At 63.3% G+C, this 17,548-nt stretch carries 11 protein-coding genes; 4 read left to right on the top strand and 7 right to left on the bottom strand.

Annotated features, from left to right (window positions below):
• Positions 1 to 19: 19 nt before the first annotated feature.
• Positions 20 to 5,020, bottom strand: coding sequence for a cadherin domain-containing protein (locus tag KBB96_RS19100; RefSeq protein WP_211631093.1), 5,001 nt, complete (start codon positions 5,018 to 5,020; stop codon positions 20 to 22).
• A 324-nt stretch (positions 5,021 to 5,344) separates the two neighbouring features.
• Here KBB96_RS19100 and KBB96_RS19095 point away from each other — a divergent pair, with 324 nt between their 5' ends.
• Both KBB96_RS19095 and KBB96_RS19090 read left to right on the top strand, forming a co-directional pair.
• Entirely contained in the window at positions 5,345 to 6,679 is a 1,335-nt protein-coding gene (locus KBB96_RS19095) for an MFS transporter (protein WP_211631092.1), read from the top strand.
• 95 nt (positions 6,680 to 6,774) lie between these two features.
• Entirely contained in the window at positions 6,775 to 7,455 is a 681-nt protein-coding gene (locus KBB96_RS19090; protein ID WP_211631091.1) for an esterase/lipase family protein, read from the top strand.
• Between the two features lie 11 nt (positions 7,456 to 7,466).
• On the opposite strand, the gene argB is transcribed toward KBB96_RS19090, so the two are convergent.
• The 6 genes from argB to KBB96_RS19060 all read right to left on the bottom strand — a co-directional run bounded on the left by argB (position 7,467) and on the right by KBB96_RS19060 (position 14,071).
• Entirely contained in the window at positions 7,467 to 8,345 is an 879-nt protein-coding gene (argB, locus tag KBB96_RS19085; protein WP_211631090.1) for an acetylglutamate kinase, read from the bottom strand.
• Between the two features lie 58 nt (positions 8,346 to 8,403).
• On the bottom strand, positions 8,404 to 9,924 hold the full coding sequence (locus KBB96_RS19080; protein WP_211631089.1) for a hypothetical protein: 1,521 nt from the start codon (positions 9,922 to 9,924) through the stop codon (positions 8,404 to 8,406).
• Positions 9,925 to 9,936: 12 nt separating this feature from the next.
• Complete coding sequence (locus KBB96_RS19075) at positions 9,937 to 10,890, bottom strand: phosphotransferase (protein WP_211631088.1); 954 nt, start codon at positions 10,888 to 10,890, stop codon at positions 9,937 to 9,939.
• A gap of 105 nt (positions 10,891 to 10,995) precedes the next feature.
• Positions 10,996 to 11,589 carry a SprT family zinc-dependent metalloprotease gene (locus KBB96_RS19070; RefSeq protein ID WP_211631087.1) on the bottom strand — a complete coding sequence of 198 codons (594 nt, stop codon included), beginning with the start codon at positions 11,587 to 11,589 and terminating at the stop codon, positions 10,996 to 10,998.
• A 61-nt stretch (positions 11,590 to 11,650) separates the two neighbouring features.
• Positions 11,651 to 13,717 (bottom strand): TonB-dependent receptor, encoded by a 2,067-nt coding sequence (locus KBB96_RS19065; RefSeq protein WP_211631086.1) that lies wholly within the window; start codon positions 13,715 to 13,717, stop codon positions 11,651 to 11,653.
• A gap of 102 nt (positions 13,718 to 13,819) precedes the next feature.
• Positions 13,820 to 14,071 (bottom strand): DUF167 domain-containing protein, encoded by a 252-nt coding sequence (locus tag KBB96_RS19060; RefSeq protein WP_211631085.1) that lies wholly within the window; start codon positions 14,069 to 14,071, stop codon positions 13,820 to 13,822.
• 125 nt (positions 14,072 to 14,196) lie between these two features.
• Here KBB96_RS19060 and KBB96_RS19055 point away from each other — a divergent pair, with 125 nt between their 5' ends.
• Both KBB96_RS19055 and KBB96_RS19050 read left to right on the top strand, forming a co-directional pair.
• Positions 14,197 to 14,952 (top strand): SDR family oxidoreductase, encoded by a 756-nt coding sequence (locus KBB96_RS19055; protein WP_211631084.1) that lies wholly within the window; start codon positions 14,197 to 14,199, stop codon positions 14,950 to 14,952.
• Positions 14,953 to 15,056: 104 nt separating this feature from the next.
• Positions 15,057 to 17,510: an MFS transporter gene (locus KBB96_RS19050; RefSeq protein ID WP_211631083.1), complete on the top strand. Its 2,454-nt coding sequence runs from the start codon at positions 15,057 to 15,059 to the stop codon at positions 17,508 to 17,510.
• Positions 17,511 to 17,548: the final 38 nt, after the last annotated feature.

Below are 17,548 nucleotides of genomic sequence, written 5' to 3'. Positions count from 1 at the left end.
CGCTGGAATGCGGTGCCTGTTACGGAGTCACCGTGACGTTGTCCACCTGCGCCTGACCGAGCACACCGTAGTTGTGGCTCGTTTCGGCGAGGCCGATGTAAACATTCGTACCCATGGTGATGGTCGTGGAGCCGACCGTCGTCCACGTCGTTCCGTCGCTGGAACGATAGGCGGTGAATGTGTTGCCCGTGCGGTTCACCCGCACCCACAGCGGCGCGGCGACGCCGGTGTTCTGCACGCTGCTCGACCACGCGCTGGTGGCGGACCGGTATTGGAACAAGGCTCCATTGGACGGAGTGACGAGCATGGTGGCGTTCGCCGAATTGGCGGCCAGCGTTTCCCGGATCATCACACCCGCCTTCGCCCATCCATCACTGTTCGCCACACCGGTGACGCGGGCCGTGACTTCGCAATCTCCGGTGCCGGACTGGTAGGTGTAGCGGAAGGCATCGTTCGCACTCCAGATATCCGCTCCGGATGCATTGAGCGTGAAGACGCCGCTGCCATGAACCGCCCCGCCTGCGATGGCCACGGAACCAATGTCCGAGGACAGCCAGGGACTTGGCACGGCCACCACCGAAACCTTGTCAAAGGTCGCGGCGCTCAGCGTGGCGCTGACATGGCTGCATGCCATGAGGCCGACGTAAACCGGCGAACCCATCGTGATCGTGGTTGAGCCGATGGTCGTCCAGCTTGCTCCATCCGCCGAAGAGTAGGCGGTGAACAGATTGCCAGCCCTTACCAGGCGGACCCAGTTGTTCAGGTTGGCATTGAGCGCCGGTCCGGCGACATGGGTGCTGGTTCCGCCCGCAGTGGTCCGGTACTGGAATGCAAACCCATTGCCGGGAGTGGCCACGACATCGGCGTGCTTCGAATCCGCCGCGAGCGTCTCGCGGATCATCACTCCCGCCTTCGCCCACGGATCGGTGTTGGTCTGCGAGGTCACGCGGGCGCGGATGTCACAGTCACCGGTGATCGCCTTGCGGGTGAAGCGGAATGCATCCGCCGTTCCCCACACATCCGCACCGCTGCCGGAAACGGCATAGACGCCGTTGTTGTAACTGCTGCTGCCGGCGGCTCCGACGCTGCCGATGTCCGCACCGGTGAGGTCGTTGGCCGCCGTTCCCGCAGGCGGATAGACGCCCAGATTCGCGGCCGGCAGATCCGTGATGGAACCGCCGGATGTGGGCTGCCAACCGATGGCCACATGGTCACCGCCTCCACCTTCCTTGTGCAGCACCTCCAGATAGTAGCTGGTGCCGGAGGTCAGGGCGATGGAAGCCGACTTCTGGGAAGCCTGCGCCGTCCACTGTTTGACGCCGGTGTAACCGCTCACGGAAGCGATCTTCACCTTGTTCGCCGGGTCGCCATTGGTGGAAAGCCACAACTCGCTGGCATCGTCCGAAGCCACGTAGAAGTAGTAGCTGCCGGTGGACGGCGCGGTGAACCAACCGCTGGTACGAGCTCCATAGTTGTCGCCGATGTTGCTGTATTCCGCCGCGCCGAGGTAGTCGATGGCGTTCGGAGAGCCCGCATACGCCGCCGCACCGGTGAGGTCGGTGATATTGCCGCCGCTCAGGCCGGCCCACAGCTCGCGCTTCAGCGTGGAGCGATAGACGTTCACGGTCACATTCGCCGTATCGGAGAGCGATGTCGGCCCGTTGTCCGCCACGTTCACCGTCAGCACATAGGTGCCCGCCGGCACCGGGCGCACGGTCGTCGTCAGAGCACCGGACGAGTCGATCGCGAAATAGCCCGCGCTGTTTCCGGAGGTGATCGTGTAGGCCAGTGATGTCCCGGGATCCGACCAATCCTTCGCTTCCAGCGTCGCCACCGTGGTATTGAGATCGGACGTGTTCACCGTCAGGTCATTCAACACCGGAGCGCCGTGGTTGTAGGTCTGCTGGGTGACATGAGGAACTCCGAGCATCACCTGGCCGAAGTCCGGACCCGACCAGGAGACCGCGAGGTTGTCGCCGCCCGCGCCTTCCTTGTGCAGCGCCTCGATGTAGTAGAACTTCCCGCCCTCCAACGTGACGGACGCGGATTTCTGCGAGGCATACTTCGACCACTCGCGCGAATTGGTCCAGGCGGTCGTGAAGGCGATCTTCACCTTGTTCGCGGGATTGATGTCGGTGGAAAGCCACAATTCGCTGGCGTCATCCGCAGCGATCCAGAACGTGTAGCTTCCGGAATCCGGAGCCCGGAGATAGCCGCTGAGGCGCTGGCCGTAGCTGTCCGCGGAATTCACCGGCGTCTCGAAGATGTCGATGTAGGACGTGCTGTTCGGGCTGTTGGGATACGTCCCCAGCGCCGTCAGATCGGCGACGGTGGAACCGGCCACGCCGGTCCAGACCTGGCGCTTGATGCCCAGCGGCCTGACCTCGATGATGATCTCGGCGGTGGAGGTGAGTCCGCCCGCGTCTGTCGCCTGCACGGTCAGCGCGTAGGTGGGCAGCGAGGCGAAGCCCAGCGTTCCATTCACGGTGAGCACCCCGGTGGACGAATTCAGCGCGAAGGCGCTGCCGGTATTGCCCGCGGTGATGGTGTAGCTCAGCACGGAACCCGCTTCCGGGTCCGAAGCCAGCAACGTGCCGATGGTCGTGCCAGTGGTCGCGCCTTCGGAAATCCGGAAGGTCGAGTTGGTGAGCACCGGCGCGCGGTTCGGACGGGCGCCGGGATACTCCAGAGCCTCCGAGCCGATCACCGATTGGCTGATACCCGGGCCTTGCCAGGCCACGGCGAGATTGTCACCGCCGCCGCCTTCCTTGTGGAGCGCCTCGATGTAGTAGCGCTGTCCGGCGGTGAGCGAAATGGAGGCCGAAGCCTGCGAGGCATAGGTGGTCCATGTTCTCGCGGGCGTGTAGCCGTTCACATAGGCGATCTTCACCTTGTTCGCCGGATTGGCATCGGTGGACAGCCACAGCTCGCTGGAATCATCCGAGGCGATCCAGAACTGGTAGCTGCCGGTACCCGGTGCGACGAGATAGCCGGAAACACGCTCGCCGAAGTTGTCCGCCGCATTGGTGGGAGCTTCGAAGATCTCCACCACCGAAGTGGACGAAGGAGAATTCGGGTAAGCCGCATTCGAAGTCAGATCGGTCACGTTCGTTCCGGTGATGCCGGTATAGAGCTCGCGCTTCAGGCCGCGATCCTGGGCCACACTCACCGGAACGGTCAGCGTGGTGGCGCTGCCACCGATGGTGCAGGCCACCGAGAGCGTGAAGACCTTTTGCGAAGCCAGCGCGCTCGCGGTGGCGACGGTCAGCTTGCCGGTGGCCGAATTGATCGCAAAGGCGCTGCCGGTGTTTCCTCCGGTGATCGAATACGCCGATCCAGTACCGGGAGCCACGGTGCCGACGGATGCACCCGCCAGCGCGCTCACCGGAATGCGGAAGCGCCACCCGGGCGCGGCCACCGTGCCGGTGATCGTGTATTGGCCAAGCGAATCGTAGTCATCGTACCCGCTGGTGGTCCAGGTATCCTGGCCGACACCATCCACCGTCACGGTATAGGTGCCCGCCGCCAGCGTGGCACTGATCGATGCATCGAGATCGCCATAGGGATTCGAGGACGCCGCCAGCGTGCCGGAGGAGTCGTAGAGCTTGGCGCTGATGTCGAGATTCGGACTCGTCGGAAAGCGGTTGAAGTTCAGCGTCACCGCGCCACCGCCTGTCGTGAAGACGAAGGCATCCACGTCATCGCGGCTTTGGATCACGCCGGAGGCGGAAACATTGCCGGATGAATCGAGCGTCAATGGACTGGCATCCTGGGCATTGGCGAGCGGCAGATGGTCGTCCGCACGTATCGGAGCCTTGCCCGCGATGATCGCGAGGTCGTCCTGGGTGTTGTTCGCATCGGGATAGTCGCCCTTGCTCCACTGCGTGAGTTCCTTGTAGTAGCCGACACCCATGATCGGAGCCCAGCCGGTTTCGCCACTACCATAACCACCGTAGTAACCCTCCGTGGAGGTTCCATCGTGACCCAGGCCGAGCGTGTGTCCGACTTCATGGGAGCAGACTTCCGCCCCTGCCTTGCCCGTGTAGTAGCCCCAGCACACGACGTCACCGGAGGAGGTGAACGAGCCGACAAAGGCGACACCGCCGGCGCTGTCGCTGGCGGGCCCGTTCTGGGCGACCACGCAGCGGACGCGCTTGCCCTGCGGAGCCTTCAGATAGGCCTGCAGGTCGGTGGTCACGTTCACATCAAAGGGCGCGTAGTCTTCGGCAACCCGCTGCCACATGTCCGTCATCGTGGCCGTGGTCATGTTGTGGGCCTTCGCCACGATCCGTCCGGAGCTCCACCCGCTGTTCTCCACCACCTGGCCATCGAGGTCCAGATAGATGGTCGCCGCTGCCTGCGGACGGCTGTGGAGAATCGGCACCGGATCACCGATCATGCCGACGGTCTCACCGCCATTGTAGATCGCGATCGCCTCTCCCTCCGCGCTCTCCTTCGGATCGGCGGGCGGTTGGTCAACGGGCTTCGGCATGGTGTCGCAAAGGATGCGCTCGCTCGATCCCTGGGTAACGGTGAGGTTGCCCGAGGGATCATTCGCATACTCGTACGAAGTGCGCCGGCCCCGCTGGAGGATGAAACCGCGCGGCCCCGAGAACTCGCGGGCGAGTTCGAAGTTTCCGCTGCCATCATCGAGTGCGCCACCCACGGTGACGGCGCCGTTGGGGTGATGCAGCACATGGCCGATGCGACCGCCGAGAGTCGCACCACCCGGCAACGGCAGCGACAGGTGGCCGCCCTTTTCCAGTTCGCCCAGGCGTGCGAAAAGATCCCGCCCCTCCACATCGGTGAGTTTCACCGGCTCCGTCGCAACCGGTTTGGCCGCTTGGGAGGTTGGAGCCATCGCTTTGGTGGAAGCGGCGGGATGGATCGAACCAGCGTCCGCAAGGGGGACGGCCGGTTCCGAATGCCACAGGCGGACAGCCTGCGGCCAGAGTGCGACGACGGCAGCGCCGCCGACACATGCGCCCGCAAATGCGAGCGTCCGGTACGGGTTTTTCATGGTTTTTCTGGGATACGATGGGCAACGAACGCCCCGCATGACCTGCACCGATGGCACCGGATGCGGAGTATCCCCGCGATCTCCTCCTGCAAAACGGAGACCCCAGGAATCGCAAAACAACTCCAGATCCGCCGCCTTCTGGCAACAAAAATGTTAGACTAACTTTTGTTGCAAAATACTCATAATCAAAAATATACATGGATCATTTACGGACATTCCGCCGCAAATTCGGCCATGGAATTTTGGCGAATCCACTAACCACTTGGCATTCCTTTCACAGGGCTATTGTCAAATCACCCATTGTCCTTGCATTCCTGCCATTGTATGAAACGCCGCCGCCACTCACGATACGGGTTTCCAATGGATCAGAGCGTTTCGATTTCCCCCGCCGGTTTGGAAGCAGGTTCCGCACGGCGCGCCCCGCTCTCCATGCAAACGCGAATGGTGGTGCTCTCCTACCTCGCGTATTTTTTCTACTACTTCACCCGCAAGCACCTCGGCGTGGCCACCGGAGCCCTGATCGACGCGGGCTACAGCAAGCAACTCATCGGGGACGCCAACTTCGGCTTCAGTCTTCTCTACATGATCGGGCAGGGCGTGAGCGGCTATCTCGGCGACCGGATCGGCCCCCGCATCACTATCTGCGCCGGCATGATCCTGTCCGCCTTGGCCACTCTGGCTTTCGGCGTGTTCCCTCTCATGGGGCTGCTGATCGTGACCTACACGCTCAATGGCTTCTTCCAAGCCACCGGTTGGTCCAATACCTGCAAGGTCGTTTCCTCATGGGTCTCGCCGCTGAAGCGCGGCCGCGTGATGGGATTCTGGCTCACCTGCTATATCTTCGGCAGCCTTTCCGCCACCGCCCTTGCGGGCTGGACCGTCCAACACTATGGCTGGAAGCACCTCTTCCAAGCCGCGGGACTCATCGTGCTGGTGGTCGGCATCGTGCAGGGCTTGTTCCTCATCAACCGGCCGAAAGATGCCGGCTATGACGAGGAAGAAGATGACATCCGCCCTGGCGCCACACGGCAACCGGAGGCGAGGGAGAAAAGCTTCTCCGAAGTCATCCGCCATCCTTCGGTGCTGCTGCTCGGCATCTCCTACACGGGCATCAAGTTCATCCGTTACACCTTTTTCGCCTGGCTGCCACTCTATCTCAGGGAGGTTGCCAAAGCCGGCAATGACACCGCGGCCTATACCTCGCTCGCCTTCGAGATCGGAGGTGTGATCGGCCTTCTCCCCAGCGGCTACATCGCCGCACGCTGGTTCCCCGACAACCGCACCCGGCTGGCCTTTGTGGCCTTGCTCATCATGACCCTCGTCGTTGTCCTCTACCGGCAGCTCGGTGGAGCCGCGGGCAGCAACCTGTTCGCCCACGGCATGGGGCTCGCAGGAATCGGAGCGTTTCTCTACATCGCGGATTCCATCGTCTCCGGCACCGCCGCACAGGACCTGGGAGGAGCCGCCAAGACCGCCTCCGTCGCCGGAGTGATCAATGGGATCGGATCGATCGGAGCCCTCTGCTCCGCCAAGGTTCCGATCTGGCTGGAAGAGCGCTGGGGGTGGGATTCCATCTTCGTCGCCTTCATCGTCATCTCGATCGTTTCCTGTATCGCCATCGCCCCCGTCGCATTCAAAAAGCGCTTGGATCCGATTTGAGGGGGACTGCCTCCTCTCATTGATTCTGCCGATGATACTCGGAAAACTATCGATTTATCCCGATTGCCGAAGCTGGCATAGCATGACGTGCGATCATGCCCGCTGATTCTCCTCCGCCCGCACACGTCCAGGTCGTGCTATTGCACGGCCTGTGCAGGACACCGCGCTCGATGCGGCCGATGCAGCGCTTCCTTGAAGCCGCGGGCTACCGGGTCGTGAACGCCGGCTACCCGTCGCGTTCGGCGGACATCGGCATGCTGGGAGAGAAAGTGGTCGGCGGTGCCTTGGAGCGTTGTCGCTCCATGGGTGCGGTGGAAGTACATTTCGTCTGCCACTCGCTCGGCGGGATTCTGGTGCGTGAATACGCGGCCAGGCATCCGGACGCTCCGATTGGCAATGTGGTGATGCTGGGACCACCGAACGCCGGCAGCGAGGTCGTTGACCGGCTCGGCAGGTGGAAACTCTTCACCTGGATCCATGGCCCGGCGGGCGGCCAGCTCGGCACCCGGGAGGCTTCGGTGCCCAAAAAACTCGGAGCCCCGGCTTTCCGGGCCGGCATCATCGCCGGAAGCCGCTCGATCAACTGGATCAACAGCCTCATGATTCCCGGCCCCGATGATGGCAAAGTCTCGGTGACCAGCACGCGGCTGGAAGGAATGGCCGATCATCTGGTGATCGCCACCGCCCATCCCTTCCTCATGATCAACCGTGAGGCCATGCGCCAGACTGTGGTCTTCCTCAAACGAGGCAGTTTCAATCACTCCGGCGACGGGTAACCCCGAATGGATCACCGCACCACTTCGGTGCCGATGCCGCCATCGGTGAAGATTTCCAGCAGCAACGCATGGGGCAGGCGGCCGTCCACGAAGTGGACCTTGCGGACACCGGCATTCAGAGCATCCACGGCGCTGCGGATCTTCGGGATCATGCCTCCGGAAATCGTTCCATCTGCAATCAGCTCGTCGGCCTCCTTGCGGTTGACGGACTTGATGAGCGTGGAGGGATCGGAGGGGTCCTTCATCAGGCCCGGCACATCCGAGAGGTAAACGAGCTTTGCCACGCGCAGTTCCTTGGCCAGCGCGGCGGCGGCGAGGTCGGCATTGATGTTGAGCGGCTTGCCGGTCGCCAGTTCCGCCGCCAATGGCGAAATCACCGGCACGATGCCCGCGTTGTGGGCGGCATCCATGTGCTCCAGGTGACAGCCGACCACCTCACCCACGCGACCGATATCCACGCGCTTGCCTTCCGGATCGATGCCCTTCGTTTTCTCGCCAATGAACACATCCGTGCCCGCGATGCCGACCGCCTTGCCGCCGAAATCACGGATCATGCGGACAAGGCCGGGATTCAATTCCTCGGAAAGCACCCGCGAAACGATGTCGATCGCCTCATCGGTCGTGACGCGGAAGCCACCCACGAACTTCGCTTCCAGCCCGGCATCCTTCATCGCCGCGGAGATCGCCTTGCCGCCGCCGTGAACGACGATCGGGTTGATGCCCGCCACTTCGAGGAACACGATGTCCCGCATCACCTTGGCGACGAGATCCGGATCTTCCATCGCGGAGCCTCCCATCTTGATCAGGAAGGTCTTGCCACGGAAGGCCTGGAGATACGGCAGGGCTTCGATGAGAGCGTCGGCTTTGTCGATGGTTTGCTGGAGGCTCATGAGCGGGCGGGAAATCTGAAAGGTTGGCGGGGAATTGGAAAGCGGGAGCTGCGGCGGCTTACTTTTTCTTCCTGGGTGCTTTCTTGGCCACCTTCTTCGCGGCCTTTTTGGCTGCCTTCTTGGCGGGAGCAGGCGGCGGTGAGGCTGTCTCTTTCTTGCGGGCGGCTTTCTTCTCCGGAACGGGCTTCGCGGCGGGCTCCGGTGGAATGGTCACCGCCTCCGCTTCCAAGTGGAATTCCTCCTGCACCGGCACGGGCTTTTTCTCCGCATGGACGGGCATGGAGGGCTCAACCACCGCTGCGGAAACCACGGCCGCACCCGTCTTCCGACTCCGTTCGAACGGCCATGCGGCGATGAACCCTCCGGCCAGAGCACCAAGAAAGGACAAGCCCGGCAGCCACACCGAGAAATTCATCGTGATGATCTGCGCCGCGAGCAGGAGGCCGAGAAAAATGCCAAACCACAGTTTCACCCGGAAGCTGCCAGGTGCCGCCGCGATCACGAGCAAAACCACCAGCAGGGAAATCAGACCAATCTCCACTTCCCAAGACAGCCGCCGGAATTCCCGGGGCGGGGAAAGCCCGGCCTCGGAACGGATCGCGGCCATGAACGGCGCCACGGCGGCGGAGAAGCGCGCTGCCGAACGATCCGCCACCGTGCGGTCATCCCGGATGAGCACGCTGCCATCCGAAGCGAGAGATTCCGCATCCAGCACGAACTCGACAGGAGTGGCATCGGTCTTCTCTGCGAAAGCGACCGTGGCCCGCCCGCTTTCGTCCACGGGGATCACCGGGCCTTCCGGACCGAGCTTCAAGTACGAGCCAAGCCGTAGATCCACGCCTTCGGCTTCAAGCCCCCTTTCCGCCATCACCGCCACCACTGGAAAGGCGAACACGACCCGGTCACCCCAGCGTGCCGCCAAAGGCCGGGCTTCGGATGCCGGCTCCGACTCCAATTCCGAGAATCCGGCGAAATTCGCGCCATCTCCCAGCACCGTGCGCGGCACCGGCAGATGATTCACCACCGGCAGCTTGCTGACATCACCCCGGACCCGGTCCACGGGGATGGAACTCCGGGCGAATTCCGCGGGCATCGGATCCTCCGTGGGCGCGCGGCTCAGCGGCGAAACCGCCGTCACCGATTCGAAAGCCTTGAGCCGGGAGGAAAACGCCTCCCTCGCATAGGGATCGGACGAGTCCCACGCCATCACCGCGCCGATCGCGACGTGCTTCACGCCCAGCCGGTCCAGGTTCCGCAGGATCACCGCGTAGTCCACCGGTGACGGTGGCGAGGCTTGGAAAACACCGTCCTTGTCATCGCCAATGGAGAGCGCCGCCGGCAGCGTTCCCTTCGCCTTGCGGTCCGGGGCGGCCAGCGTGCGGAGCCCCCAGGGCTGCTGGTAGGTCCCCTCCCCTGAAATGAAAAACGGCGGATTGGCAAAAGCACCCGCCACCGATTGGAAGGAGGCCCGGTCCACCGGCCGCAGCCAAGGGGTGTCGGTCGAGAGTTTCCACACGCCGAATCCGGCAAGAGCCGCTGCAAGCAGCACCCGGAACCGGCGTTGGAACAGCTTCACCATCGCGGAAAAGGATCAGGCCACGGCAGCCGCCAGCACGCCGGAGAGCGGTTTTTCCAGAGGCGTGCCGGTGACGACTTCCATCAGCAGCCGCGAGGCCACCGCGATGTGCGGGCGGTACCACTCGTCCCCGCGCCGTTTGAGGATATTGCCGTAGGCTCCCAGCGCCTGCATCAGCCGCTGGGCGGCGCATTCGTGGAAAATGGACGTCTCCGGGCGCTCATCGGCGATCTCCTCCCAGATCTCCAGCAGCCGCTCACGCTCCTCCGCGGAGTGGTCGAGGTAGGGATCGAAGATCAGCGAGGCGAGGTCGTATTCCTGGCGACCGCGGCGCAGGCCTTGGAAATCGACCAGCCAGGTTTCCCCATCCCTGACCATCAGGTTCTGGGACTGGAAATCGCGGTGGACGAGATGGCGGGCACCCGAGCCGAGGCGCTCCGCCAGCGCGATGAAAGCCGGGTCCTCGCGCAGGACACCAGCATCGAGTCCGAGGTGGCCTTCCACCATGTGATCAAAGAAATACTCCTGCTCCCAACGGTAGAGCGCGGCATCGAATGGCGGCATCAACTCGAACTCCTTCGGAGCCTTCGCATAAAACAGCCGGTCGATCTGCCCCAGCGCCGAGCGGTACAGCGGCTCGCGCTCCGCAAACGGTTGCTCCCGGAGCGAATAGAGATCGATGTCGCCGAGATCCTCCACCAGCGCGACATGGCGCTTGGCATTCTCATGGAAAATCTCTGGAACGCGGATGCGCGCTTTCTTCAGGAACCGGGCGACGGGGACGAAATTGGCGTTGTCCGCGCGCTCGTCGGTCCAATGGACGCCGATGAACGGATCGCGGCCGGGAGTTTTCACCCGCACGATGGTTCGGCCGGACGCCCCGCGCTTGATGGGTTCCAGCGTGACGGAAACGGTCGGGTCCACGCCGAGGTACTGTCGGGCGGTGGAGAGGATCGAGTCGGTCGGCATGGGGGGAGACAAAAGGGGAAAGGGTTCAGTGGCAAGGTGTTAATCCGCCGTGGAACCCTAGGCCCATCAGGAAACAGAGCTCCCGGCCGACAGGCGGGAACGGCCTCAGTTCAGCTTCTGCTCCACCAGTTTGAAGCGCGGATCGAAGGCTCCGGCGCTGTGCTTCTGGCAACAGGGATAGCAGGCCACCACCCGGCGGATGCGGCGCACGCGGCGGAAGGTCTCCAAGCACCACGGGCAGGTGTAGGCGAAATTCCGCTTCATCCGGCGGCGCTTCAGCGGCAGCGAGTGATACGGTTGTTCATGGGGAATCCCCAGCTCGGCGCACGCGACGCGCCATTCCTCGCCATGTGGCTCGATACGGCGGCGGCCGCTGCGCTCGTAGGCGATGAGGTGCGCCAGCTCGTGACGGAGCGTGCGCCAGAGCTCCTCCGGAGCGAAGTCCTTGAGCTTCGGATTCATCTCGATGAGACGATCCGGCCACCATGCGCGACCTGCGGTTGTCTGCATGCGGCCGTTCCAAGTGACCCGGACACGCCGCGCGAGCTCCGGCAGATCGAGCGATTTCGCGGTCTCCTGGCACCAGGCCGTAAGGCCGGTATCCTCATGGGGAAGTGGCCCCTTTTCAGCGTCGGCCGAGGGCCTGGCACTCAGCCAGGAATTCCATCGCAGATCGAGCTGCCTCAACCATCGGCTCATCGAACCGTTGGTTAGCACCGCGTCCGCAAAAACGCAAGATGGCTGGTGGAGAAGATGACGATTACCAGCGGTACGTCGCCGTCACACGCACGGACCGTGGTTCCGCGGGATGGATGTGGTAGTCATCCACGCCTCCGAGCGGTTCGCCGGGAAGACGGGAGGTGTAGTAGTATTCGATGTCGTTGTCCGCGCGGTCGAGCAGGTTGAATACATCGAGCGCCAGTTCCCAGCACTCGGTGCGATAACCGGCGCGCGCGTTCACCTGGAACGATTCGCTCGATTCGAAACGCTTGTCCGGCGTGAGCGGGCGCGCTGAAAACCAGCGCGAGCGCAGCGCGCCGAACCAGCCGGTTTTTCCGCCGAGCGTCATCCCGGTGGAAAGCACCACCGGCACCTGGTTCTCGATCCATGGCCCGCCGCTGAGATTCGGATCGTCGTAGCGGCCTTGGCTGAGAGCCAGCTCGCCATCGAACGACGCCCAATCGGTGGGACGCCAGTAAGCGGTGGCTTCCACACCGATGCGGGTGGTCGCGCCACCGGCCTCCACGTTTCCGGCATCGCCCACGTAGATCAGTTCCGAGTCGCTCTTGATCGTCCACAGCGCCAGCGAGGTCGCGAGCGTCTTGGTCGGGTGCGCGCGCCAGCCGACCTCCGCGCCGAAGGTCCGCACCAGCGGATCGACCGGCGAAGCCGGCAGGCCGGTGGAGGGATCAATGTGCAGGGTGGTGCCGCGGGCGTCATTGCTGTGGAAGCCGGTACCGGCGTTCACATAGAACTCGTTCTTGTCCCACGGGCCGAAGATCAGGCTGAGCTTCGGATTGACCATGAAGTCGGTCTCGGTGCCGCTGTTTGCGGGCAGGCTGCTGTTCACGCTGAAGGCGAAGGCATCCGCGCGAAGCCCGGCCACGGAGCGGAACCACGGCGTCCACTTCGTCTCCGCCTCGCCCCAGATCGAGTAGTTGCCGGAATACAGATCGTCCTCGCGAACCACCGAGAGGTCCGCACGGCGGTAGGTATTGGCGAGGCCCAGATCGAGAATCCAGTCGTTGTGGGTTTGGAAGCCGCCGCTGACACGGGTCTCGTGGCCGAACCAGGACAGATCGTCGAGGGTCGCCTTGATGTTCGCGCCGCCGAAGATCCGCTCATCGCTCTGGCGGAATTGGTCGCCATTCACCGGATCATTCAGGAAGTAGGTGAAGTCCGAGAAAAGATCGAGGTGGTAGAACCCGGCATAGACATTGCCCTCCCACAGCACCCGGCCTTCGCGGTGCTTGAAATTCGCGGACAAGCTGTAGCGCTGGGAATCCCCGCCATCGGAGGGATCGATGTAGCCGAAGCGGTCGATCAGGCCCATGTCCACCGCACGCTGCGGGATCTGGTCGGTGGAGCGCCACTTGCCATCGGACGCCATCAGTGTGACTGAGAATTCGTCGTCACCTTCGTGCTGATGCCACTTCAGCAAGCCGTTGAGGCGATGCGCATCTTCCGGCAGCACCCACGGACCCTCGTTGTAGCTGGCTTCCAGGCCGAAGGTGAGGACTCCGGAACCCGCCTTGGACGAATCCCCGAGCACCGAGCGGAAATAGGAATCCTCCCCCGCGGTGAGAGACAGGAAACCGTGCTCCAGCGAATCAACGAGGCCGAACTTCGCGGTACCCGCGGTGGTCAGGTCGCCATTTTCCGCAGTGTAGGGACCCTTGGTATAGTCGAGGCGGCCGATGAATTCCGGGATCAGGAAATTGATGTCCGAGTATCCCTGCCCGTGGGCGTGGGAGCGGATGTTGGCAGGCATGCCATCCACGAACACGCCGAAGTCGGTACCGTGATCGAGGTTGTAACCACGCACGAAATACTGGTTCGCCTTGCCGGAACCGCTGTGCTGCGTGACCACCATTCCGGGCACCGTTTCCAAGAGCTCGCCGCGGCGCAGGTAGGGCCGCTCCATCAATTCCTCATGGCTGGCATAACCGGAGGACGAGGTGGTGGCCTCGCCGATCACGTCCTCGGCCTTTCCCGTCACCAGGACATCATCGAGCATGCCCAGGACACTGTCCGAATGGGCGGAGGCGACAAACGAAGCCGCGGCCAACAGAAGCAGGACACGACGGGGAGTGGAGAGGGAGCGCATTCAATCCGGATACCGCGGAGCTTTTCCGGCCAAGCCAAGTCCCGAATAGTGACCGGATTGTTCCAAATGCCGAAAGCTTTGGAGCGGATGCCAAAGCCCCGCTCAAGGCAAAGCGGTGCCATCCGGAATCCGGAAGGTCTTCACCCGTGAGCCATCGCCCTTTTCCAGCACCACGGCGGCTTTCGACAGACCAAGGGATTTCGCGAGGAAATCGCGGAGTGCGGCATTCGCCTTCCCCTCCACCGGCGGCGCGGCGATCCGGACCCGCAGCACCCGCCCGGCGCGTGGATCATCCTCCCAGCCGCTGATCTCGCTGCGGGAGGCATTGGGAACGGCCAAGACCACCAGTTTCATACCCGAGTGTGGAACTCATGACGGCTCCGGCCAATCCCGCATGACTCCAGCAGATGAATTTCATCCACCTTTCCTGTGGACGATTCCATGAGATGATAGAAAGTGGCCGAATCCCTTGAAATCATATGTCCCCCCATACCCTTGATCAAAAAGTCGCCCTGATCGGCGGAGGTGCCAAAAACCTCGGAGGCCTGATCAGCCGCACCTTCGCTGCCGCAGGCGCGAAAATCCTCGTCCACTACAACAGCGATGCCACCCGGGCTGACGCCGGGAAAACCGTGGCCGATATTCAGGCCGCTGGAGGCGAAGCCTTCGCCTTCCAAGGCGATTTCACCCGGGTCGAAGACGTCCGGGCCGTTTTCGCAGCCTGCAAGCGGCACTATGGCCGCATCGACATCGCGGTGAACACGGTCGGCAAGGTGTTGAAAAAGCCCTTCGTGGAAACCACCGAGGAAGAATATGACTCGATGTCCGCCATCAATTCCAAGGCCGCCTATTTCTTCATCCAGGAGGCAGGACGCCAGTTGGAGGATGGAGGGAAGATCTGTTCGATCGTCACCTCCCTGCTCGCCGCCTATACCGGCGGGTATTCCACCTACGGCGGCATGAAGGCCCCGGTGGAACACTTCACCCGGGCGGCCTCGAAGGAGTTCGGCCCGCGGGGAATCTCCGTGACCGCAGTGGCCCCCGGGCCCATGGACACGCCGTTTTTCTACGGACAGGAATCCCCCGAAGCCGTGGCCTATCACCAGTCCGCCTCAGCGCTGGGAGGCCTGACCAAGATCGAAGACATCGTGCCGCTGGTGAAATTCCTGGTCACGGATGGCTGGTGGATCACCGGCCAGACGATCTTCGCGAACGGCGGCTATACCACCCGCTGAAGCGGATTTCCCCCGCCCGCCCGGCCGGAATCGCAGGCCGGGTGGGTGGTGGGAGCCAATTTTGGGTTCCTCCCCGGCCCGAAACCGTTAGCTTCCGGCCCGACATGCTGGAAGACGACATCAAGCAACCGACCCGCCGGGAGTGGGCCTCCTTCTGGTCCCTGGTCTTCCTCCAGATCCTCCAGTCCTTCAACGTCAACGCGGCGAAGTTCGTACTGATGCCGCTGGCCGCGTGGATCTTCTCCAAGAGAGTCGCCCTCGACCCGAATCTGACAGACACCAGCAAGCACATCATCGCCCTCTGCCTGGTGGTGCCCTACGTGCTCTTCGCGCCCACCGCCGGCTGGCTTTCGGACCGTTTCGCCAAAACCTCCGTGATCCGCTGGACCTCATGGATGCAGCTCGCGGTGCTGGGTTTCCTGATCTTTTCCCTGAAGCTGAAGCACCTCGATCTCTGCATCACCGCCTTCTTCTTCATTTCCCTCCAGGCGGCGCTGCTCAGTCCCTCGAAAATCGGCGTGGTGAAGGAATACGTGGGCGCACGCCGCCTCGGCTTCGCCAGCGGGGTGATGGAAGGGACGGTGGTCCTGGCCATCCTGGCCGGACAGATCGCAGGGGGTGCGTGGTTCGACCACGGGCTGAAACAGCACGATCACGGCTGGGATGCGGCACTGGTACCCATGTGGACGCTCATCGGGCTGTGCCTTCTGTCCATCGGTCTCGCCCACGTCACCCAAAAGAGCCAGCCGAACTCCAACCGACCGTTTTCTTTCAACGAAGCCATCAGCCACCTGCGTGACCTCGGTGAGTTTTTCAAAGACCGCTCGCTGCTGCTCTACGGACTGGGCGTGGCCTATTTCTGGGGCTTCGGCGGGTTCATCAATCTGGTGATCCTCTCCATCGCCGAGCACATGTTCCATGGCGGAGCGGGCACCGGCGGTGCCTTCGCCGGGCTGTGGGCGATGCCCGGTATCGGCATCATCGGCGGCAGCGTGCTGGCGAGCTTCATCAGCCGCCGGAACATCGAACTGGGCCTTGCACCGCTGGGTGCCACGTTGATGGCGATTTCCTCGGCCATCCTCGCCTTCGCCGATCCACAGTCGATCCTGATGCTGGTGATGCTCGTCATTGCGGGCGCGTCCGGTGCCGTGTTCCTGGTGCCGCTGCAGGCGATGGTGCAGGAAAAGCCATCCGACGAGCGCCGCGGCGCGGTGATCTCCGCGTCGAATCTCTTGAACAGTCTCGCCGGAATCGTGGCGGTGGCGCTGCAACTGGTGCTGGAGGCGGCGCATGTCTCGTTCGCGGTCCAGTTCCTGTTCATCACCGCGTTCTCGCTGTTCATGGCGGCGATCACGTTCCGCCACTTCGGAGCGGATTTCATCCGCCTGATCGGTCTGGCGCTGATCAAAACGATCTACCGCGTCCGCGTGGCGGGCGAGGACAACGTCCCGAAACACGGCGGCGTGCTGCTGCTGCCGAACCACGTGACCTGGGCGGACGCCTTCTTCCTCTCCGCCGCGTGTCCGCGCAAGGTCCGCTTCGTGATGGACGCGACCTTCATGGACAACCCGTGGGTGGGCGCGTTCTGCAAGGTTTTCCAAACCGTGCCGATCGAACGCGGCAATGCCCGCGAGGCGCTGCGCACCGCCGCCGATGCCCTGAAGGAAGGCGACGTGCTGTGCCTCTTCCCGGAGGGCCAACTGACCCGCACCGGCACGCTGTCCGAGCTCCAGCGCGGCTTCGAATTGATCGCACGGATGGCGAAGTGTCCGCTGGTGCCGGTGTGGACGGCCGGAGCCTGGGGATCGATCTTTTCCTTCGAAGGCGGACGTTTCTTCCGCAAGCTGCCGCACAAGCTGCCTCACGCGGTCAATGTCGCCTTCGGCCCGGCGCTGGATGCGAAAACCACGGATCTCGAAGAGGTCCGCGATGCGATGCTGGAGGCTTCCGCCGCCGCCGTGGGGATTCATTTCCAGGAAGAAGGCGTGGACACCCGCCACGGGCTGCTGTGGGCGAATGGCTACCAGCTCGGCCAGATCAACGCGCTGCAACGCCGCGGCAGCTATGCGACGCTCGCCGGAGATCCACTGCCGGACGAACTGTTTGCCCTGACCACCGCGTTCCCGGAGCAATTCGACACCACTTGCCGACTCGAACCGACCTTCAGCGCCCGGTTTATCCAGCATTGGATCGGAGGACAGGTCCTGCGGGAGGCGATCCAGCATGCGGCCGATGCCTCGGTGGTGTTCTACGATTTCAGCCCGGAAGCCCTTATTTCCGTCGAAAAACCGGGACTGGTCCACTGCCCGTGCTTGGCGCTGGAAGGCACGATCATCGCGATGTCGATGCCGGACCCACCGCTCGCCTACGCCACCAGCGAGCCGCAGGCCGGACGCAAGGCCGGAACGTGGGGCAAACTGCTGCCGGGCTTCTACCTGCGGCACGGTGACCATGGCGCGGTTTCCGTCCATGGCCCGGCCCTGCCGGAAGGTGGTCTGGCGCTGCCCGCAGGCACCACGCTGGATGCCGAGTGTTTCCTGGTGGCTCCCTCCGCCTGACAGGTTCCCGCATCCTTCTGAATTTTTCGCGCCCCAGC

Source organism: Luteolibacter ambystomatis (assembly GCF_018137965.1).
Lineage (GTDB): Bacteria > Verrucomicrobiota > Verrucomicrobiia > Verrucomicrobiales > Akkermansiaceae > Luteolibacter > Luteolibacter ambystomatis.
This window is presented reverse-complemented; position numbering and strand designations above follow the sequence as displayed.